This is a genomic window from Microvirga thermotolerans (assembly GCF_009363855.1).
GTDB classification, from domain to species: Bacteria; Pseudomonadota; Alphaproteobacteria; order Rhizobiales; family Beijerinckiaceae; genus Microvirga; species Microvirga thermotolerans.
On the sequence record NZ_CP045423.1, the window covers coordinates 1,592,254 to 1,611,747 of the forward strand.

Below are 19,494 nucleotides of genomic sequence, written 5' to 3' on the forward strand. Positions count from 1 at the left end.
AAGGGAGAACAACATGAAGCCACTGTCGCGCCTGAAGAGCCTGGGCATCACCGTTTCGCTGGTGGGGCTCCTCGGGATTTCGCCCTCCTACGCGGCCGACCTGATCATCGGCAGCTCCACCGAGCCTTCGGCGCTCGATCCTCATTTCTCGCGCACGGGCAACAACCAGAACATCGCCGCTCAGATCTTCGACCGGCTCATTTCGCCCGATCCGAACCTCCAGGTCACGCCCGCCCTGGCGGAGTCCTGGCAGAACATCGACCCGACCACGTGGCGCATCAAATTGCGGTCCGGCGTGACCTTCCAGGACGGCAGCCCGCTCAGCGCCGAGGACGTGGTGTTCTCCCTCAACCGGGTGAAGGACATCCCGAACAGTCCCGCGCCGTTCACGGGCAATGTCGGCTCCATCGCCGGCATGACCGTCGTCGATCCCCTGACGATCGAGTTCAAGACGAAGAATCCCACGCCCGATTTCATCGAGCAGGTGGGCCTCGTCTACATCGTCCAGAAGAAGCTGGCGGAGGGTAAGACCATCGAGGCCTTCAACGACCGCTCCGCCGCGGTCGGAACGGGCCCCTACAAGGTCAAGGAATGGGTCCCGGGGGACCACGTCACGCTCGTGCGCAACGATTCCTATTGGGGCAAGAAGCCCGCCTTCGAGAACGTCACCATCAAGTTCATCGCCAACGACGCGGCGCGCGTGGCCGCCCTGCGCTCCGGCTCCGTCGATCTCATCGACGCCGTGCCGCCGGGCGACGTGAAGACCCTGTCGGGCGTGAACGGCATCAAGCTCTGGTCGATCCCCTCGGCGCGCGTCGTTTATCTCGCCCTCGATGCCAGCCGGGACGAGAGCCCGTTCGTGGTCGGTCCGGACGGCAAGCCCCTGAACCCGAACCCGCTCAAGGACGTGCGCGTCCGCCAGGCGCTGTCCAAGCTCGTCAACCGCCAGCTCATCGTCGACCGGATCCTCGACGGCGCCGGAGAGCCGGCCGGTCAGATCGTTCCTGAAGGGATCGGCGGCGCGGATCCGTCCCTGAAGCCGCCGGCCGTCGACATGGAGGGCGCCAGGAAGCTGCTCGCCGAAGCCGGATATCCTCAGGGGTTCGGCCTGACCCTGCACACCTCCAACGACCGCTTCCCCGGGGATGCGGAGACCGCGCAGGCGATCGGGCAGATGTTCGCCCGGGGCGGCATCAAGGTGAACGGGGTCGTGGCGCAGCCGTACAATGTCTATGCCTCCGCGGCGGGCAAGCAGCAGTTCAGCGCCTTCATCTTCTCTCTCGGAACGACGACGCCCACGTCGGCGACGAGCCTCCGCAACCTCCTGATGACTCCCGACAAGGAAGCCGGAACGGGCTCCTTCAACCGCACCCGCTACTCCAACCCGCAATTCGACGCGAAGATGAAGGAGGCCACGTCGGAGTTCGACCCGCAGAAGCGCGTCACCCTCCTGCAGGAAGCGACCCGGATCGCCATGAATGACGTGGGCGTCATCCCCCTGTTCTGGCCTAAGGTGTACTGGGCGTCGAAGGCGAACGTCACCTACACGCCCAACCGCGGCGAGGATCTGATGGCTCCCCTCGCGGGGATCGCTCAATGAGCTCCCAGGCCGTTCGACAGACCGCCGCCTCCACGGCCCGCGCCGTGGAGGTTCTCGCCGACGATGTCGTGGTGCACCGGGATGTGATGGTCCGCATGCGCGACGGGGTTCATCTCGCGACGGACGTGTATCGTCCCGCCGTCGGCGGGCAACCGGTCGAGACGCCCCTCCCGGTCATCATGGAGAGGACGCCGTACGGCAAGACGCAGCGCTCGCGTTCGGAGATCGAGCCTGGCATGGACAGGCCCATGACGCGGGCCGAGGTCGCCATGCATTTCGTGAGGGCGGGCTTCGTGGTGATCTATCAAGATTGCCGCGGGCGCTACAATTCGCAGGGCATGTTCACGAAGTACCTCTCCGAAGGGCCCGACGGCTACGACACCTGCGCCTGGATCGTCGAGCAGCCCTGGTGCGACGGAAAGATCGGCACGATGGGGCTTTCCTATGCGGCGCACACACAGGCTGCCCTGGCCTGCCTGAATCCGCCGGGGCTTGCCTGCATGGTGCTCGATTCCGGAGGCTTCTCGAGCGCCTACCGCACGGGCATTCGCCAGGGCGGTGCGTTCGAGCTCAAGCAGCTCACCTGGGCCTACAACAATGCCAAGGAGAGCCCGGAGGCGCAGAGCGATCCGCTCATTCTGGGCGCCCTGGAGGCCGAGGACCTCAAGGCTTGGTTCCATGTCCTGCCGTGGTCCGAAGGGCGCTCGCCGATGCGGTGGGTGCCCGAATACGAGAGCTACGTGCTGGAGCAGTGGCGCCAGGGCACGTTCGGCGACTACTGGAAGAAGGTGGGGATCTATGCCGAAGGGTCCTACGACACCTTTCCGCAGGTGCCCGTCGCTCTCCTGTCGAGCTGGTACGATGCCTATGTCCGCACCACTTTCGACAATTACGAAGGCCTGACGCGCGGAGGGCGTCCGGTTTCCCTGATCATGGGGCCGTGGCTGCACGGGAACCGCAACACCACCGTTTCGGGCGACGCCTATTTCGGCGAGAGCGCCACGATTTCAGGCAACGTCACCCCGTCCTGGCTGGAGTTCCGGCGGCGCTGGTTCGCGCGCTGGCTCAAGGCGGATCGGAACGGCGTCGATGCCGAGCCGCCGGTTCGCCTGTTCCTCATGGGCGGGGGAACGGGACGCAGGACGGAGGCGGGAAAGCTCGACCATGGGGGCCGCTGGATCGAAGCGGCTTGCTGGCCGCTCCCCGAAACCGAATTCCGGCCCTTCTACATTCGCGACGACGGAGCGCTGCGCGAGACGCCCGCCGAACAGGACGCGCCGCCGCTGAGCTACGATTTCGACCCTTCCGATCCTGTTCCGACCATCGGCGGCGCGCTGACGAGCGGCCAGCCGGTCTTCGAAGGCGGGGCTTTCGACCAGCGCGAGGCGCCGCAGTTCTTCGGCTGCCGCCATCCGGGGCTTCCGCTTTCCGCCCGCCGGGACGTCCTCTCGTTCGAGACGCCGCCCCTGGAGCAGGATCTCGCCGTCGTCGGTCCCATCACGGTCGAGCTCTGGGTCTCGTCCGATGCGCCGGATACGGATTTCACCGCGAAGCTGATCGACGTCTATCCGCCGTCCCGCGACTATCCGACGGGATATGCCATGAACCTGACGGACGGCATTCTGCGCTGCCGCTACCGCAAGTCCTGGGAGCATCCGGAGCCCATCGTTCCGGGTGAGATCTTCCGGATCGTCATCGAGCCTTTCGCGACCGCGAACCTGTTCGCCAAAGGGCACCGGATCCGGCTCGACATCTCCTCGTCCAATTTCCCGAAGTTCGACGTGAACCCCAATACGGGCGAGCCCGAGGGCAGGGGGCGGACCCGCAGGATTGCCCGCAACACCGTCTATTGCAATGCGGTCCATGCCTCCCGGATCATCCTTCCCTGTGTGCCGCCGCAACAGATCAGGGCCCTGAAGGGAATTCCGAGCGGATAGAGCCCGAAGCCGGTCCGCCACAGGCCGGCCGCGCCGGCTTCGCCTCCCATAAGGAATCCTGCGCAAGAGGATCGGGCGGGAATTCGAATTTCCGCCCGCTGCCCATGTTCCGGCTGCGAGCCTCTTTCACGCAAGACTCGTTCTCGCCTCGGTGTTCGAGGGTTCGCCACGAGTATGGGCGCGGAGACGCGCCACATGGCAGCTCGTCGACGGCTCCCGCCCTTCGAAAGCCCTGTCCAAGAGGTCGAGAATCCCTCTTCGGAAGGTTCGCAGGCGCGCGTCCCGTCACGATATTGCCGAAGGTCCATGTTCCTCCGGCTCGACCGATCTCGGTCGCTCACGGACTGGTCCCGATGAGCTATCGCTGGAACAGCCGTCTGCGGGTGATGACGGACAACGGACCGGGTTCCGTCGCGCGGCTGCTCCGGAAGCGCTGCGGCTGCTTTGGATCCGACGCATCCGCACCCGTCCTTCCACGCCCAAGACCAGCGGCCAGGCCAGGCGCTTCATCCAGATGCCGCGTCACCTCAAGGCCGCATCCGTGGCGATGTGAGGAGGTGAGCGAGGGCCAGCGCTCCTGCTCCAGGCTGAGGCGGGCTGGAGAAGAAGAGACGGCGATCGGATTGGGGGTAAACCTGTTTTGACGGGGGAAGCAGGAGGCTGGCCGGGCTCACGCCTCGAAGACTTGCCCCACCGGTAAGGAAGCTTTTAGGCTCTGAGCAATGCTCGCATCCGAAGGACATTCGCGAATGAACCTGCGTTTCGTTGAAACGTTTCTGTGGGTCGCGAGGCTGGGGAGCTTCAGCGCAGCGGCTGAGAGACTTCACACGACGCAGGCGGCGATCTCGAACAGAATTGCTACGCTGGAGCGGGATCTCGGGGTGCGGCTCTTCGAGCGGGACGTTCGTTGTGTCCGCCTCACCGGACTGGGGCAGCAGCTTCTTCCGAAGGCCGAGGAGCTGGTGCGGGTCGCCGGCGAGTTCCGGGAGGCCGTGAGCGATCCCAGCATCCTTCGGGGGTCGATCAAAATCGGCACGATCGACTCCATCGTCCATGCCTGGCTGCCGCAGTTCATCGACCGGATCCGCGCACGCTATCCGAGCGTCGCCATCGACCTCAACACGGACACGAGCCTCAACATCGCCCGCGAGGTCGCCGAACGGCGCATCGACCTCGCGCTCATCATGGGCCCGGTGATCGCACCCGACATCATCAATCTCGACTTGTGCACCTTCGCGTGCACGTGGCTCGCCAGTCCGAAGCTCGGGCTGCCGGACAGGCCCCTGGCCCTGGCGGAGATCGCCGACCATCCCATCCTGGCCTATTCCAAGGACAGCGTTCCCCATCACCGCATCCTGCGACAGCTCGCGGATGCAGGGATCGAGGATCCGACGATCTACAATTCGAACTCCCTTGCCACCATCATCCGGCTGGCGCAGGACGGGATCGGCATCACGCCGCTCCCGAGGGTGATCGTGCGGGAGCAGCTCGCGGCCGGGACGCTCGTGCCGCTCGACGTGACCCCAGCCTTTCCCCCCTTGAGCTTCCATGCGGTCTATTCCGACCATCCCGACAACCTCATTTCGGCTGTGGTGGCGCGGATGGCTCAGGAGGTCGCTCAAGGGTTCTCTCAGGCGCAGGCGGACGGGGCTTCCTGGTGAGCCGATGGCGACGCACCCCTCTTGTGCGACGCACCACAAGGAAAACTTGGGCTCCAGGCAAAGTATTTCGTGTTTGTCCAGGCTCGAGAGACGCGCTCACATTCGGCCACAGGTTCAATGGAGGCCGTGACGTGAAAGTCAGTTTAGTTCAGATGAATTCCCAGAACAACAAGGCGGAAAACCTCAAGACCGCCGCCGCGATGATCGAGAAGGCGGTCGCCGAGGAGAAGCCCGACCTCATCGTGCTTCCGGAATATTACGCTTATCTCGGCGAGGGCCGTGACAATATCCACGACAATGGCGAGGCCTTCCCCGAGGGTGAATCCTACAAGCTGATGTCCGGCCTCGCCGCCAGGCATGGGGTGACGATTCACGCCGGCAGCGTCGTCGAGAAGCACGGCAACAATCACTACAACACGACCGTCGTGTTCGGCCCGAGCGGCGACGAGATCGCCCGCTACCGCAAGATCCACCTGTTCGACGTCGACGTTCCCGGCGGCATGAGCTACCGCGAGTCGGACACGATCAGCCGCGGCCAGGACGTGGTGACCTACAAGGTCGGCGACGTGACCGTCGGCTGCGCGATCTGTTACGATATCCGCTTTCCCGAGCTCTTCCGCAAGCTGCGCGATGCGGGCGCCGAGGTGATCGTGCTGCCTGCCGCGTTCACCCTGATGACCGGCAAGGACCATTGGGAGACGCTGGCGCGCGCCCGGGCGATCGAGACCCAGACCTATTTCCTCGCGGTCGGACAGGTCCTCTCCCATGCGGACGGCAAGAAGTGGTGCTGGGGACATTCCATGGTGATCGACCCGTGGGGACATATCGTGGCCCAGTGCTCCGACAGGGTCGCGAGCACCAGCGCGCGCCTCGATCTCGACTATGTCGGCCACGTGCGTCGCAACGTGCCGGTCGCCCAGCACCACGTCCTGGCTTGAGGAGAGCGACCATGTTCACCGTCAACCCCATGCCGCAGCAGATCTCCCGGGAGCTGGTCGACCTGCTGGAGAAGGTCGAAACGGCGACCGTCGGTCACTTCCTGCATTCCGGCTTCGTCGATCGCGAGTTGCGCGCGGTCCTTCCCGACAAGCGCGTCGCCGGGACCGCCGTCACGGTGCGCCTGCCTCATGCCGACAGCACGATTCTGCACTACCTGACGAAGCTCGTCCGGCCTGGGGACGTCGTGGTCGTGGACCGCTGCGGCGACGACAAGCATGCCTGCTGGGGCGGCGTGATCACCCATTCCATGAAGATGGCGGGCGTGAAGGCCGGCGTCGTCGACGGCCCTGCGACCGACTTCTCGGAGATCCGCCGGGTCGAGATGCCCATGTGGTGCCGCGGCCCGTCGCCGATCACCACCAAGATCCTCGGGCTCGAGGGTGCGATCAACGTGCCCGTCACGGTGGGCGGCCAGGTGATCGAGCCGGGCGATGCGATCCTCGCGGACGAGAGCGGCGTCCTCGTGCTCAAGCCGGAGGAGGCGAAGGCGGTCGCCGAACGGGCGATCGGCATGCAGGAGAACGAGATCAAGCTGCTGGAGCGGCTTCGCAGCGGCGAGAAGCTGCCGGACATCTCCGGCGCGACCCGCCTCGTGGAAGAGAAGGCCCGGCGCGTCGCCTGACGCGCCGGTTCGAGAAGCGCAATCAGAGACAGACAGAGGGACCAATGACCATGAAGACGTTGCGTATTCTGCTCGGCGCCTCGGCGGCCGCTTTCGTTGCCGTGTCGTCCGCCTCGGCCCAGACGAAGACGGTGACGCTCGCCGCCTATAGCGGCATTTTCCAGGATCATTACACCAAGGCGGTGATCGAGCCGTTCATGAAGGCGCACCCGGACATCAAGGTGCAGTTCTACGCCATGCCGAACTCGGCGCAGATGCTCGGCACCCTGCGTGCCCAGAAGGCCGCACCGCAGATCGACGTCATGATCATGGACGTGTCGGTCTCCAAGGCGGCGACGGACGAAGGCCTTTTCGACAAGATCGACGAGAGCGTGTCGAAGAACGTGGCGGACCTCTATCCGGCGGCCCGGATCGAGGGCGTGGGCGGCGTCGCCGTAACCTTCGACAATCTCGTGCTGCTTTACAACAAGGACCAGGTGAAGGCAGCGCCGACCTCCTGGAACGCCCTCTGGGACAAGCAGTATGCGGGCAAGGTGGCGATTCCGGCCGTACCGGACATCCAGGGCACGACCCTCACGATCATCGCCAACAAGATGGCCGGGCAGGACGACTACAAGAAGAGCGTCGAGCCTGGCATCAAGAAGCTGGGAGAACTCGCTCCCAACGTCCAGACCTGGGATCCGAAGCCGGACGTCTATACGCCCATCGCCAACGGGCAGGCGGCGCTCGGGATCGGCTGGAACGCACGTGCCCAGGTCTACTCGGATACGTCCGGCGGAAAGCTCGGCGTCGTGCTGCCGGAGGAGGGCAGCGCGTTCCAGATCAACACGATCAACCTGGTGAAGAACGCCCCGGCGGGCGACGCGGCCAAGACTTTCATCGACTATGCCCTCAAGCCGGAGACACAGGCGGCCTTCACCGAGGCGATGTTCTACGCGCCGACCAACAAGAAGGCGCAGGAGAAGATCTACAAGGAGGCCCTGGCCCGCACGGCCGCCGGCGCGATGGACAGGATGATCGCCATCGACTGGATCGCCGTGGCCGGCATTCGCGACGCGATCACCGAGCAGTGGCGCCGCCGCGTCATTCCGCTGAGCCGGTGACGCGCCTGCCGCAGCCGAAGGCCCGCTGGAGAACGCCATGATGCATCAGACCATCCGTACAGGGAGCCCGACCGTGTCGGGCGACCGCGCCGTGCACCTGCAGCTCGATGGGCTCACGAAACGTTACGGCGATTCCGTCGCCGTGGCGGCGCTGGATCTGGCGGTCCCGAAAGGGGAGCTCGTGGCGCTCCTGGGGCCATCCGGCTGCGGCAAGACAACGACGCTGCGCATGGTGGCCGGTCTCATCCGGCCGTCGGCCGGGCGCATCGTCGTAGGGTCGCAGGACATCACGGCGATGCCGCCCTACCGGCGCGACATGGGGCTCGTGTTCCAGTCCTACGCGTTGTTCCCGCACATGACGGTGGCCAGGAACGTGGCCTTCGGCCTGGAGATGCGCTCCGTGCCGAGGCCCGAAATCGAACGGCGGGTGAAGGAGGCCCTCGCCATGGTGCGGCTCGAGGCGCTGGCCGAGCGCAGGCCGCGCGAGCTGTCCGGCGGCCAGCAGCAGCGGGTGGCGCTCGCCCGTGCCCTCGTGATCCGTCCTTCGATCCTGCTCCTCGACGAGCCGCTCTCCAATCTCGACGCGAAGCTGCGCGACGAGATGCGCAACGAGATCCGCGACATCCAGCAGAGCCTGGGCATCACCGCCGTCTTCGTCACGCACGATCAGGTGGAGGCGCTCAGCATGTGCGACAAGGTCGTCGTCATGCGCGGCGGCAAGCTCGAGCAGGTGGGAACGCCGGTCGATGTCTACGAGCATCCCGCGACTCCGTTCGTCGCGTCCTTCGTGGGCCGCACGAATCGGCTGGAGGGACAGGCGCAGGGCGACGGGCGCGTCGTCATCGGTGCCATGGAGGTGCGCGTGCCTGGCCGGCCCGGCGGTAGGGTCGAGGTCATGGTTCGCCCGCACCGCATGAATCTGGTCGAGGCTGTCTCCGGCGGGGAGAGGGCCGCGGAAGGGACGAACCGTCTCGAAGGGCGCCTTGTGCGCGTCACCTTCGTGGGCGACCTGCTCCAGTACCACGTGGACGTCGGAGGAGCGGAGATCGTCGTCGAGAAGGCCTCGGATCACGGCCGCGGCTTCCTGGCGGTGGGAACGCCGGTCGCGGTCCTGTGGCGCGTCGACGACACCATGGTGTTCGGGAGGGGGGCATGACGGCCGTCGCAGCCTCCGCAGGGCCCGCGATGCCGCGTCCGGTCCTCGACCGGGCGGGAACGGCGACCCTGCTTCTGCTCCCCATCGCGCTCATCAACACGGCCGGCTTCATCCTGCCGGTCCTCAACCTTTTGCGGATGTCGTTCAACGAGGCCCTTGCCGGCGGCGGCGTGCGCGAGACCGTGACCCTCGCCAACTGGATCGGCCTCTTCGGCGATTCCTTCTATGTGGAACTCATCGTCAATTCGATCGCTGTGAGCCTCGGCATCACGCTGGCGACCCTCGTGGTGTCGTATCCGATTGCGCTCTACCTCCACCGCAGCTCGGGACGCTGGCGCACCTTCCTGACCGTGCTGGTCATCTCGCCGCTCCTCACCTCGGCCGTCGTGCGCACCTATGGCTGGATCGCGCTGCTCGCCGACCAGGGCCCCATCGTCGGAGCCCTCGCGGCGCTGGGAACTACGCCTCCGCGGCTCATGTTCAATACGACGGGCGTCGTCATCGGCCTCACCGAGATCCTGATGCCCTACATGATCCTGTCCCTTCTCGCCGGTTTCGGCCGTCTCGACCCGCGGGTGGAGGAGGCGGCGATGACCCTCGGCGCCCCGCCCGCCAAGACCTTCTGGCGGGTGATCCTGCCGCTGACCATTCCCGGAATTGCGCTCGGATGCCTTCTCTGCTTCGTGCTGGCGGTCTCCTCCTTCATCACGCCGAAGCTGCTCGGGGGCGGGCGGGTCTTCCTGCTCGCGACGGAGATCTACGACCAGGCGATCGTCACCCTGAATTGGCCGCTCGCCGCGACGCTCTCGATGCTCGTGCTGATCATCTTCGGAGCCGCACTCGCCGCCTATGCCCGCGTCCTTCGCGCCATCGACTAGGAGCCTGCCATGGAATCCCATGAAACGTCCTGGCCCATGAAGCTCCTCGTGGCGCTGATGTTCCTGTTCCTTCTGGCCCCCGTGATCCTCGTGGTGCCGATCTCGTTCAGCGGGGAACAGATCCTCTCGTTCCCGCCGGCGAGCTGGTCGCTGCGCTGGTATGCGGCGCTCGCCCACAGTCCGGAGATCATCTCCGCTTTCTGGACGAGTCTCGTGCTGGGCACGATCGTGACGGTCATATCCCTCGCCGTCGCGGTGCCGGCCGCCTACGTGATCGTCCGGATGCGCACGTTCGGCTCCGCCTTTCTCTACAACCTCTTCACGGCCCCCCTGCTGCTGCCGACCATCGTCCTGGGGCTTGCGATCCTCATCGTCTTCGCCTCGGCCGGTTTCCTCGGTACGTTTCCCGGGCTCGTCGTCGGCCATCTCGTCATCACGCTGCCCTATGCGCTGCGCGTCCTCGCCACGACCTTGGGCAATCTCAACCTCGCCTGCGAGGAGGCAGCCTCCACGCTCGGGGGGCGTCCCCTGACGGTATTCCGCCGCGTGACGCTGCCCATGATGGCGCCCGGCATCGTGGCCGCGACCGCCCTGTGTTTCCTCGTCTCCTTCGACGAGGTCGTGATCACGCTTTTCCTCACGGGGCCGCGCCTGACGACCTTGCCGGTGGAGCTTTTCCACCATGTGGAGAGCCGCGCCGACCCGCTCGTCGCCAGCGTGTCGGTGCTGCTGATCCTTCTGACCCTGGCCGTGGTGATGGTCGTCGACCGTACGGTCGGCTTGTCAAGAACCTTCGTGAAGTGAGAGCCTTTCAGGCCTCGCCCGAACAGGCGGGATATCCTCGGCGTCGGCCGTCGCCTGCCCAGGTTCGTGCCTATGGAAGAACGAGCGGCGCATCCGCTCCGGCACGCCCGCCGTCCTGATCGGTCAACGAATTGTCCACTCCGGTCAAGCAGCTGCGCACGATCCGTGTGAGATTGCCCGATGTCATCGCCGATGTCTTGGAGTGGAAACCGAATATGTCCGTCATGGACGGCAATCCCTTGGCCGGAACCCACAGCCGCAGCCTGCCGCGACCCGGCATGGTCTGGCTTCCCGGCGGCACGTTCCGCATGGGTTCGGACCGGCATTATCCCGAGGAGGCGCCGGTCCACCGCGTGACGGTGGACGGCTTCTGGATGGACGCCGCCCCGGTCACCAACCGCCAGTTCCGCGCCTTCGTCGCAGCGACGGGACATGTCACGGTGGCGGAGAAGAGGCCCGATCCGAAGGACTATCCCGGCGCGCTGCCGCACATGCTGAAAGCAGGATCGCTGGTGTTCAGCCCGCCGGACCATCCGGTTCCCCTGAACGACTGGAGCCGATGGTGGGCGTTCGTGTTCGGGGCGAACTGGCGCCGCCCCTATGGCCCCGGTTCCTCGATCGAAGGTCTGGACGATCACCCGGTGGTGCACGTCGCCTATCCGGATGCCGAGGCCTATGCCCGCTGGGCCGGCAAGGAACTGCCGACCGAGGCCGAATGGGAGTTCGCGGCCCGCGGGGGGCTCGATGGAGCCGAGTTCGCCTGGGGCGACGAGCTCACGCCGGACGGCCGCCACATGGCGAACACCTGGCAGGGCCTCTTCCCGTTCCAGAACAGCCGCGAGGACGGCTACGAGCGCACCTCGCCGGTGAGAGCCTATCCGCCGAACGGCTACGGCCTCTACGACATGATCGGCAATGTCTGGGAATGGACGGGCGATTGGTACGAGCCGAAACACCCGGCCGACGCGGCCAAGCCCTGCTGCATCCCCTCGAACCCGCGCGGCGGGCGTGAGGAGGCGAGCTACGATCCCTGCCAGCCGGAGATCCGGATTCCGCGCAAGGTGCTCAAAGGCGGCTCGCATCTGTGCGCCCCAAGCTACTGCCGGCGCTACCGCCCGGCGGCCCGCCATCCGGAACCCGTCGATACCTCCACCAGCCATGTCGGCTTCCGCTGCGTGGTTCGGGAGACAAGGGGGATGCGGTGCCCGACCCCGTGACAGCCAATCAGTTGCTGCTGGCTCGCTTCGTGGTCGTCGTTGCCGCGGTCCTCGTCGGGCTCGGCCTGGTCTGGTACGGGTTCTCGACCGAGGTCCTGGGGCGGATCTGGCGCAACATCGCCGAGCGGCCCAGCGGCCCCCTGACTTTCCGCTTCGTCCTCCAGCCGACCATGGCGGCCATCGTGGCCTTCCGCGACGGGACGACCGACGCACGCCTCAACCGCTCGCCGTACCTGTGGACCCTCCTCACGGACCGGAACGGGAGCGCCGAGCGCCTGCGCGAGGGGGTGATCGCGACCGCGCGGATCATCCTGTTGGGCTTCGTCATGGACGGGATCTACCAGGCGTTCGTACTCGACGCGTTCTTCCCGGCCGAGACGGTGCTCGTCGCGATCCTGCTCGCGTTTCTTCCCTACCTTCTCCTGCGAGGGCCGTTCTGCCGCCTTGCCGGGTGGTGGTTACGCCGCAGATCCGCCGATGCGGCATCGTGAGGAGTGCATCATGCCGACCGCCCGCTCGCACACCGTCCATCGCCGCAGAGGATCCCGCGATGGGCCGCGGCACTGCCGTCTCGCGCAGGAGTAGCGGACGCGGGGAAAGACAGGCCAGCCAGTGTGTTTGCGTGTTTCGTCCAGCCAGTTCGACCTAGAGGAGGCGTGCAATGGCGAAGAAACCGAACTTCCTGATCCTATGGGGCGACGATATCGGCCAATCGAACCTGAGCATCTTCACGAAAGGGCTGATGGGCTATCGCACTCCGAACATCGACCGCATCGGCGAGGAGGGTATGCTCTTCACCGATTACTACGGGGAACAGAGCTGCACGGCGGGCCGTGCGTCCTTCATCACCGGACAGTGCGGGCTGCGCACGGGCCTGACCAAGGTAGGCCTGCCGGGCGCCGAACTCGGCATGCGCGCCGAGGACCCGAACATTCCGGAACTGCTGAAGCCGTTGGGATACGTGACCGGCCAGTTCGGCAAGAACCATTTCGGCGACCGTGACGAGCACCTGCCGACGATGCACGGCTTCGACGAGTTCTTCGGCAACCTCTATCACCTCAACGCCGAGGAGGAGCCGGAGCTTCCCGACTATCCCAACGAAAAGGATTTCCCCAACTTCAGGAAAAACTTCGGTCCGCGCGGCGTGCTGCACTGCTGGTCGGACGGCAAGGGCGGACAGAAGATCGAGAACACGGGCCCGCTGACGAGGAAGCGGATGGAGACCGTCGACACCGAGTTCCTCGACGCCGCACAGAGCTTCATCAGGAAGGCGGCCAAGGACGGTAAGCCCTTCTTCGTCTGGTTCAACACGACGCACATGCACTTCCGCACGCACATCGAGGAACGAATCCGCGGCCAGGCAGGGCGATGGCAATCCGAGTATCACGACTGCATGATCGAGCACGACAAGCACATCGGCAGGATGCTCGACCTGCTCGACGAGCTCGGCATCGCCGACGACACGATGGTCATGTACAGCACCGACAACGGCCCGCACATGAACTCGTGGCCGGATGCCGCCATGACGCCGTTCCGCAACGAGAAGAACTCGATGTGGGAAGGCGCCTACCGCGTGCCGTGCCTGGTGCGCTGGCCGGGCGTGGTCAAGCCTGGGACGGTCTGCAACGAGATCGTCAGCCATCTCGATTGGCTGCCGACCATCGTGGAGGCGGCCGGAGCCCCGGACATCAAGGAGAAGCTCAAGAAGGGCGGATACGAGGCGAACGGCAAGAAGTTCAAGGTTCACATCGATGGCTTCAGCCTCATGCCGTACTTCACTGGAAAGGCCAAGCAGCACGAGCGGAAGGGGTTCTTCTACTTCACCGATGACGGCGACCTCGCCTGCCTTCGCTTCGATAACTGGAAGTTCGCCTTTATGGAGCAGCGGGCCCGCGGCACGCTCCAGATCTGGGCCGAGCCGATGGTAACGCTGCGCGTTCCGAAGATCTTCAATCTGCGCACCGATCCCTATGAGCGCGCGGACATCACCTCCAACACTTACTACGACTGGCTGCTGGACCACGCCTTCATGCTCGTCCCCGCACAGGCGGGCGTGGCGGAGTTCCTTGGGACGTTCAAGGATTTTCCGCCGCGTCAGAAGGCGGCAAGCTTCGGCATTGATCAGGTTATGGAAAAGATCATGGAGGCCGCAGGAGGGGGCCACCATTGAACCTTCCAAGTTCTGATTGAGCGGTTTGCAGGAGGGACCCGACCAGCAACGGGCTGCGGACAACGACGGCAACAGAGCGGCGGGCGGGAATCCGTCCGCCGCTCCCGAGACGCGGCATGGTTTGTACGGCCCGTGGCGGGCGCCGTTTTCGTGCTGCGGTTCTGCCAGACGAGGATGATCCTGACGATGGTTGATCCCAAACCGAAGTACCCTGTGAGCGATGACGTCTCCGTGGAATTGTCCGCACGCCGGACAGGCATGTCGTTTCAGCGCACCCGCATGAGTGCCGACCGAACCCTGATGGCGGTAATCCGGACGTCGCTGTCGCTCATAGGCTTCGGATTTACGATCTTCCAGTTCTTCCAGAGACTACGCGAAGCCGGCACGCTGACACAGGTCGGCTCCGCCCGGAACTTCGGCATCACCCTGGTCGCGCTCGGCATCCTGATGCTGGTCGGCGGTGTCGTCTATCACATCCAATACATGCTTGGCCTGCGCGCGCAGCGCAAGGATATGACAAACGCTCGGTTGATCCACGGCGAGAGCGGCTTTCCCGTGTCGCTGACGTTGATCACGGCCGTTCTCCTGCTCGCAACAGGCGTTGCCGCGATCATCAGCATGATCTTCCAGATCGGGCCCTTCGACTGAGGGGACGTCGGTCCACCCAATCGCAACGCCGGGGTCCAGGATGCCGAACATGATGCGACAATCTGGAACGGACCGTATTCCAGCGCAGATTTGGCCTCTTGGGCTTAAGAGGCGCCTAAAGCATCGGACGGGCATTCGAACTCATGTCCGATGCTCCAAGCTACCGATTTCGATCATCTTTTCGCGCAAGACCGGTTCCCACTTCTCCCGAAAAGGCTCTAGAACCCGCTCCACGGGTTCAGATTGATCGCGTGCGCCAGCGACTCGAACCGCCGGCTGCAGGCCAGGTGATAGTCGCCGGTCAGCCCCTGGGATCCATCGGGATCGCTCCGGAACTCCACCCGCTTCGTGCGGTCGTTTGGCAGGATCATGCGCTTGCAGGCTTGGCACAACGGGCCGCTCTGCCCGCCGCCATAAGGAAACTTGTCGTCGAGGAACACGCAACTCTCCGATCTTGTCACAGGCCGCCCGTGTCCCCGGCAGGGCTGCCGCAGACCGACGTTCGGTTGGTTACCAGATCCCCCTCCAACGTTGCTTCACGGCTCTTGTTCCGGCCAACGCCTTTTGGCGGCAGGCAAATGGCCAAGCACATCATACGTTTAGAGGCTGCGCAGCTTCACCCTCAAGGTTGCCCGCCGCGCCTGCGTGGATCACGTGAGAGCCGAACCGGGCCTGTCCGAGCGACCGGTCTGCCCGGCTCCCGGCCAGCACCGTTCCACGTAGGCCGCAAGATCCCATCGCACCCGACGACGAAGCGGCTCTCCCTCCGTTTTCATCGCCAGTGCGCAATCCGTTCTCAGAAGCCGCTCTCGCGCACCAGCACGGTGACGACACGACGCCAGACCGTTCGAAGAATACTCGCGGAGCGGCCGCTCAGGTGAACGGTCCCGGGCTGCGCCCGGGTCGTCCGCAGCGGTTGCGAAGTCTCCAGGATGACCCGGTAGAGGGGCAGTTCCGGAACGACGGCCTCGTCCACATAGGCCTCGATGCGCGCCTGCGAGAGATCGGCGATGGAGGCCAGCTTCTCTCCCTGCTTGACCCATTCGCCCTCCGCCATGGGATCTGCGAGCTCAACGACGGTTCCCGAGACCGGGGCTCTGATGTCGAGGCGCTCCAGCTCGACGGCGAGCGCGTCCCGCTCGGCTTTCGCTCCCTCCCATTCGTGGGCGAGAATCCGGGATCGTGCGAGGGATTCCGCGTTCTGCGACGTCGCGGCGATCTGATCCGCCAGGGCCCTTACCTTCCGCTCGGCCTGCGCGGCCTTGTAGGCGAGATCGGGAGACGTCATGCGGAAGAGGGATCTCTCCCTCGTCGACCGGCGCTTGCGCAAAGGCCGGCTCGCACCAGGCGCGAGAAGGATGAGGGTCGTAACGGCTGCGCGCTCTACGAGGCTTCGTTTCCTGACGTCTGTTCGGACATGGCCCTCCTGGAGCTCCGTTGCGGTCGAATGAAGGCGCCACCACAGCGGCGATGTTCTTCGGGACCGCCTCCAGGTTCGGAACCTCGATCTTGCCCGCCGACCATTCGCGCGACTTCTGCTTGATCGCCGCCACGAAACTCGGGAGGTTCGCGCTGTCGACTGGGCGCGCTGGTAGCCCTTGCGCGACAGCTGATACTGCTGCGCCGCGAGGTCCGATGGAACGGACAGGGTCGGCGCGTCGGAAACCGGCGTCACCATGATGGTCACGATGCGCGTTGTTAAGAGTGCGCTCGACGTGCCGTCGGCGAATGCGAAGTCGCCCGGATCCGCCGAAGGATTGTCGGTGTCGACGAATCCCTCGCTGCCGCGCGGGGCTTCATGCGGTGCCCGCGCTCGGGCTGCGCAAGATGATTTGACGAGAATGTCGCAGGCACATCGCTTGGCACGATCCCGCCTTCGCGTCCGAGGCTCAGGCGGCGCCTTTCCGCGGAGTTCAGGCCCACCGTGTCAGCGCGGTATCGACCGTCAGGACGCCCCCCGCGATCCTTCGGATCGAAGACGGCGTACGGGAGAAGCGCGGGGCAGGAGCGGGCTGGACCACGTCGTCGACCTCGACGAAGGTCTGCCGCGCCGCCATGTGCGGATGCGCGGCGGCCTCCTCCAGCGTCAGAACGGGGGTGACGCAGGTGTCGATGCCGCCGAGGATCGCGCACCATTCGTCCCTGGTCTTCAGCTTGAAGCGCTGCTCCAGGAGCGCATGCAGCCGATCCCAGTTCCGAGCGTCTTCACGGTCGGGCAGTTCGCTCCGGGCAAACCCCATACGCTCGCAGAGCAGATCGTAGAACTTCGGCTCGAGAGCTCCGACCGAAAGGTGCTTGCCGTCGGAGCACTCGAAGGTGCGGTAGAAGGGAGCGCCGCCGTCGAGGAGGTTTGCCGCCCGCCTGGAGGTCCAGCGTCCCTGGCTCGACAGGTCCGAGAACATCGCCATCAGGGACGCCGCGCCGTCGCAGATGGCGCAATCGACGACCTGGCCCAGGCCGGTCTGACGGGCCGAGACGATCCCGGCCAGGATGCCCGCCACGAGATACAGGGCTCCGCCCCCGTAGTCGCCGACGAGATTCAAGGGGGGAACCGGCCGGTCCGCCGGGCCGATGGCCGCGAGGGCGCCGGAAAGGGAGATGTAGTTGATGTCGTGGCCTGCCGTCCGGGAGAGCGGCCCCGTCTGGCCCCAGCCGGTCATCCTGCCGTAAACGAGCCTGGGGTTGCGCTTCAGGACGATATCGGGGCCGAGGCCGAGCCGTTCCATCACACCGGGCCTGAAGCCCTCAATCAGGGCGTCCGCCCGCTCGACGAGCGCCAGCACCTGCGCCACCTGCGAGGCGTCCTTCAGGTCCACATGAAGCGTCGGACGCCCCCTGCCGACGACGTTCTTCGAATAGGCATCGCCACCGCCGGGCCGGTCGATCCGCAGGACATCCGCTCCCATGTCCGCCAGAAGCATCGCAGCGAAGGGACCGGGTCCGATGCCCACGAACTCCAGGATCCGCAATCCGGAGAGAGGTCCGCTGCCGGTCTCTCCCCCGTCCCTTGCCGATGAAGGCTGCATGTCCGTCTCACCTGAAATCTGCGCCGGTTCCGGAGGGCGTCACAGGGACGAGGCGTATTCGCTTCTCAGTTCGCGCTTGAGCAGCTTGCCCGCGGTATTGCGCGGAAGCTCGTCGCGAAAGATGATCCGCTTGGGAAGCTTGAACGGGGCCAGCCGGGTGCGCGCGTGCTCGATCAGCGCCTCGGCGGTCACGTCGTGCCCCGGCCTGAGGACGACCACGGCGGTCACCGCCTCGATCCATTTGGGATCGGGGAGGGCGATCACCGCGACTTCCGACACGGCCGGATGGGTGAAGAGAGCCTCTTCCACCTCGCGGCTCGCGACCATCGTGCCGCCGGTCTTGATGACATCCTTCACCCGGTCGACGATGAAGAGATAACCCTCGTCGTCCATGTAGCCGATGTCGCCGGAGTGGAACCAGCCTCCCTCGAAGGCCTCCTCCGTCTCCTGCTGCTTGTCCCAGTATCCCAGGAGGAGCTGGGGCGAGCGGTGGACGATCTCGCCATAGGTGCCGCTCGGGACATCCCGCAGCTCCGTGTCGACCACGCGGGTTTCGACCGTCATGATCGGCCGACCGGCCGAAGCGGGCCTGGCATCGTGCTCTTCCGGGCGGAGCACCGTCGCAAGCGGCGCGATCTCGCTTTGGCCATAGCAGTTGAACGGCCGGGCTCGGGGGAGCCTGCGGCGCAGCTCCTCCAGAACCGGGACCGGCATGATCGAGGCGCCGTAATAGAGATTCTTGAGCGAGGTCAGGTCGCGCCTGTCGAAGTCCGGATGCCGCAGGAGGCTGATCCACACCGTCGGCGGCGCGAAGAACGATGTGATGCGATGCTCCTCGATCAGCCGGAGGCAGACGTCCGGCGCCGGCGCCTCAATCAGGATCGTCGATGCACCGAGGAGAAGCTGGGGCATCGTGAAGACGTGCATCTGGGCCGAGTGGTACAGCGGCAGGGCGGCGAGTGCCAGGTCCTGGCGCGTGAACTCCAGCTCAACCATGCAGGCCATGTATTCGGCCATGAGGGCCCGGTGGGTCATCATGGCGCCCTTGGGGGCCGCCGTCGTTCCGGACGTATAGAGGAGCTGAACGAGATCCGTCTCGTCCGCATCGGAATCCCGCGCGGGCCCGCGCGGCTTTCCGAGCGCGGTCGCAAGCACGTCGAAGGAGGACGAGCCGCCGGAGAAGGTCCCGCTGATCCTGAGCCTTGGAAGAAAGGCCGAAACGGCCGGCGCGAGAGCCGTGTCGAAGAACAGGGCCTGGGCGCCGGACTGCTCCACGATGTACGAAAGCTCCCGCTCCGTCAGCGCATAATTGATCGGAACGTGCACGAGCCCCGCCTGGGCGCAGGCGAGCCAGAGAATGAGATAGGCGTCCGAGTTGCGTCCGTAGGCGCCGACCCGGTCGCCCCGCTTGAGGCCGGCGGCCAGGAGAGCCTGCGAAACGGCATCGACGGCGGAGCCGAGTTCCGCATAGGTCCAGATCCGGTCCTTGAACGTCAGCCCCGGGCGCGGCCCGTTCCGGCGCACCGATCGGTGGAATGCATCGGAGATCGTGTTGCGCCGCGCCTTGGCGCCGATGGGGACCTCGACTCCCTGCCCGTCCATTGCATCCTCCCGTTCCCCGTCATCGATTCCGCCGGCGAACCCGAGACCGAGATCGCTCGGGTCTGAGAGAA

The 19,494-nt window shown here is 65.6% G+C and carries 17 protein-coding genes; 13 read left to right on the forward strand and 4 right to left on the reverse strand.

The window, feature by feature from the left end; translation table 11 throughout:
- The first annotated feature begins 13 nt into the window (after positions 1-13).
- From GDR74_RS07455 to GDR74_RS07515, 13 genes are all read left to right on the forward strand, one after another.
- A complete protein-coding gene (locus GDR74_RS07455) occupies positions 14-1,600 on the forward strand; it encodes an ABC transporter substrate-binding protein (protein WP_152585715.1) in 1,587 nt (528 codons plus the stop codon).
- A complete protein-coding gene (locus GDR74_RS07460; protein WP_246179973.1) occupies positions 1,597-3,537 on the forward strand; it encodes a CocE/NonD family hydrolase in 1,941 nt (646 codons plus the stop codon). The genes GDR74_RS07455 and GDR74_RS07460 overlap by 4 nt, the downstream gene beginning before the upstream one ends.
- 749 nt (positions 3,538-4,286) lie before the next feature.
- Entirely contained in the window at positions 4,287-5,198 is a 912-nt protein-coding gene (locus GDR74_RS07465) for a LysR family transcriptional regulator (protein ID WP_152585716.1), read from the forward strand.
- A gap of 131 nt (positions 5,199-5,329) precedes the next feature.
- Complete coding sequence (locus GDR74_RS07470; protein ID WP_152585717.1) at positions 5,330-6,136, forward strand: carbon-nitrogen hydrolase family protein; 807 nt, start codon at positions 5,330-5,332, stop codon at positions 6,134-6,136.
- A gap of 11 nt (positions 6,137-6,147) precedes the next feature.
- Positions 6,148-6,819 carry an RraA family protein gene (locus tag GDR74_RS07475; protein ID WP_152585718.1) on the forward strand — a complete coding sequence of 224 codons (672 nt, stop codon included), beginning with the start codon at positions 6,148-6,150 and terminating at the stop codon, positions 6,817-6,819.
- A 50-nt stretch (positions 6,820-6,869) separates the two neighbouring features.
- Positions 6,870-7,922 carry an ABC transporter substrate-binding protein gene (locus GDR74_RS07480; protein WP_152585719.1) on the forward strand — a complete coding sequence of 351 codons (1,053 nt, stop codon included), beginning with the start codon at positions 6,870-6,872 and terminating at the stop codon, positions 7,920-7,922.
- 37 nt (positions 7,923-7,959) lie between these two features.
- On the forward strand, positions 7,960-9,078 hold the full coding sequence (locus GDR74_RS07485) for an ABC transporter ATP-binding protein (RefSeq protein WP_152585720.1): 1,119 nt from the start codon (positions 7,960-7,962) through the stop codon (positions 9,076-9,078).
- A gap of 29 nt (positions 9,079-9,107) precedes the next feature.
- Entirely contained in the window at positions 9,108-9,956 is an 849-nt protein-coding gene (locus GDR74_RS07490; protein ID WP_152587690.1) for an ABC transporter permease, read from the forward strand.
- Positions 9,957-9,965: 9 nt separating this feature from the next.
- Positions 9,966-10,760, forward strand: a complete 795-nt coding sequence (locus GDR74_RS07495; protein ID WP_152585721.1) for an ABC transporter permease — start codon at positions 9,966-9,968, stop codon at positions 10,758-10,760.
- Between the two features lie 224 nt (positions 10,761-10,984).
- Positions 10,985-11,977 (forward strand): formylglycine-generating enzyme family protein, encoded by a 993-nt coding sequence (locus GDR74_RS07500; protein ID WP_246180120.1) that lies wholly within the window; start codon positions 10,985-10,987, stop codon positions 11,975-11,977.
- Complete coding sequence (locus tag GDR74_RS07505; RefSeq protein ID WP_246179976.1) at positions 11,974-12,468, forward strand: hypothetical protein; 495 nt, start codon at positions 11,974-11,976, stop codon at positions 12,466-12,468. The genes GDR74_RS07500 and GDR74_RS07505 overlap by 4 nt, the downstream gene beginning before the upstream one ends.
- A gap of 170 nt (positions 12,469-12,638) precedes the next feature.
- Entirely contained in the window at positions 12,639-14,147 is a 1,509-nt protein-coding gene (locus GDR74_RS07510; protein WP_152585723.1) for an arylsulfatase, read from the forward strand.
- A 174-nt stretch (positions 14,148-14,321) separates the two neighbouring features.
- Complete coding sequence (locus GDR74_RS07515) at positions 14,322-14,795, forward strand: YidH family protein (RefSeq protein WP_246179979.1); 474 nt, start codon at positions 14,322-14,324, stop codon at positions 14,793-14,795.
- Between the two features lie 218 nt (positions 14,796-15,013).
- Here the strand turns inward: GDR74_RS07515 and GDR74_RS07520 are convergent, their stop codons facing one another.
- The 4 genes from GDR74_RS07520 to GDR74_RS07535 form a co-directional block, all read right to left on the reverse strand.
- Positions 15,014-15,235, reverse strand: coding sequence for a hypothetical protein (locus GDR74_RS07520; RefSeq protein WP_152585724.1), 222 nt, complete (start codon positions 15,233-15,235; stop codon positions 15,014-15,016).
- A gap of 356 nt (positions 15,236-15,591) precedes the next feature.
- The gene (locus GDR74_RS18155) at positions 15,592-16,083 is read right to left on the reverse strand and encodes an HlyD family secretion protein (protein ID WP_194164666.1); all 492 of its coding nucleotides are present in this window, start codon (positions 16,081-16,083) and stop codon (positions 15,592-15,594) included.
- A 625-nt stretch (positions 16,084-16,708) separates the two neighbouring features.
- The gene (locus tag GDR74_RS07530) at positions 16,709-17,821 is read right to left on the reverse strand and encodes a CaiB/BaiF CoA transferase family protein (RefSeq protein WP_152585726.1); all 1,113 of its coding nucleotides are present in this window, start codon (positions 17,819-17,821) and stop codon (positions 16,709-16,711) included.
- 39 nt (positions 17,822-17,860) lie between these two features.
- A complete protein-coding gene (locus tag GDR74_RS07535; RefSeq protein WP_152585727.1) occupies positions 17,861-19,423 on the reverse strand; it encodes a fatty acyl-CoA synthetase in 1,563 nt (520 codons plus the stop codon).
- Positions 19,424-19,494 lie beyond the last annotated feature (71 nt).

Excerpts from the sequence above, each read along its gene's own strand:
- GDR74_RS07535 (WP_152585727.1), bottom strand. The coding sequence starts at position 19,423 with ATGGACGGGCAGGGAGTCGAGGTCCCCATCGGCGCCAAGGCGCGGCGC.
- GDR74_RS07490 (WP_152587690.1), top strand. The coding sequence starts at position 9,108 with ATGCCGCGTCCGGTCCTCGACCGGGCGGGAACGGCGACCCTGCTTCTG.
- GDR74_RS07530 (WP_152585726.1), bottom strand. The coding sequence starts at position 17,821 with ATGCAGCCTTCATCGGCAAGGGACGGGGGAGAGACCGGCAGCGGACCT.
- GDR74_RS07485 (WP_152585720.1), top strand. The coding sequence starts at position 7,960 with ATGATGCATCAGACCATCCGTACAGGGAGCCCGACCGTGTCGGGCGAC.
- GDR74_RS07500 (WP_246180120.1), top strand. The coding sequence starts at position 10,985 with ATGGACGGCAATCCCTTGGCCGGAACCCACAGCCGCAGCCTGCCGCGA.
- GDR74_RS18155 (WP_194164666.1), bottom strand. The coding sequence starts at position 16,083 with ATGACGTCTCCCGATCTCGCCTACAAGGCCGCGCAGGCCGAGCGGAAG.
- GDR74_RS07475 (WP_152585718.1), top strand. The coding sequence starts at position 6,148 with ATGTTCACCGTCAACCCCATGCCGCAGCAGATCTCCCGGGAGCTGGTC.
- GDR74_RS07495 (WP_152585721.1), top strand. The coding sequence starts at position 9,966 with ATGGAATCCCATGAAACGTCCTGGCCCATGAAGCTCCTCGTGGCGCTG.
- GDR74_RS07480 (WP_152585719.1), top strand. The coding sequence starts at position 6,870 with ATGAAGACGTTGCGTATTCTGCTCGGCGCCTCGGCGGCCGCTTTCGTT.
- GDR74_RS07455 (WP_152585715.1), top strand. The coding sequence starts at position 14 with ATGAAGCCACTGTCGCGCCTGAAGAGCCTGGGCATCACCGTTTCGCTG.
- GDR74_RS07465 (WP_152585716.1), top strand. The coding sequence starts at position 4,287 with ATGAACCTGCGTTTCGTTGAAACGTTTCTGTGGGTCGCGAGGCTGGGG.
- GDR74_RS07460 (WP_246179973.1), top strand. The coding sequence starts at position 1,597 with ATGAGCTCCCAGGCCGTTCGACAGACCGCCGCCTCCACGGCCCGCGCC.
- GDR74_RS07515 (WP_246179979.1), top strand. The coding sequence starts at position 14,322 with ATGATCCTGACGATGGTTGATCCCAAACCGAAGTACCCTGTGAGCGAT.
- GDR74_RS07510 (WP_152585723.1), top strand. The coding sequence starts at position 12,639 with ATGGCGAAGAAACCGAACTTCCTGATCCTATGGGGCGACGATATCGGC.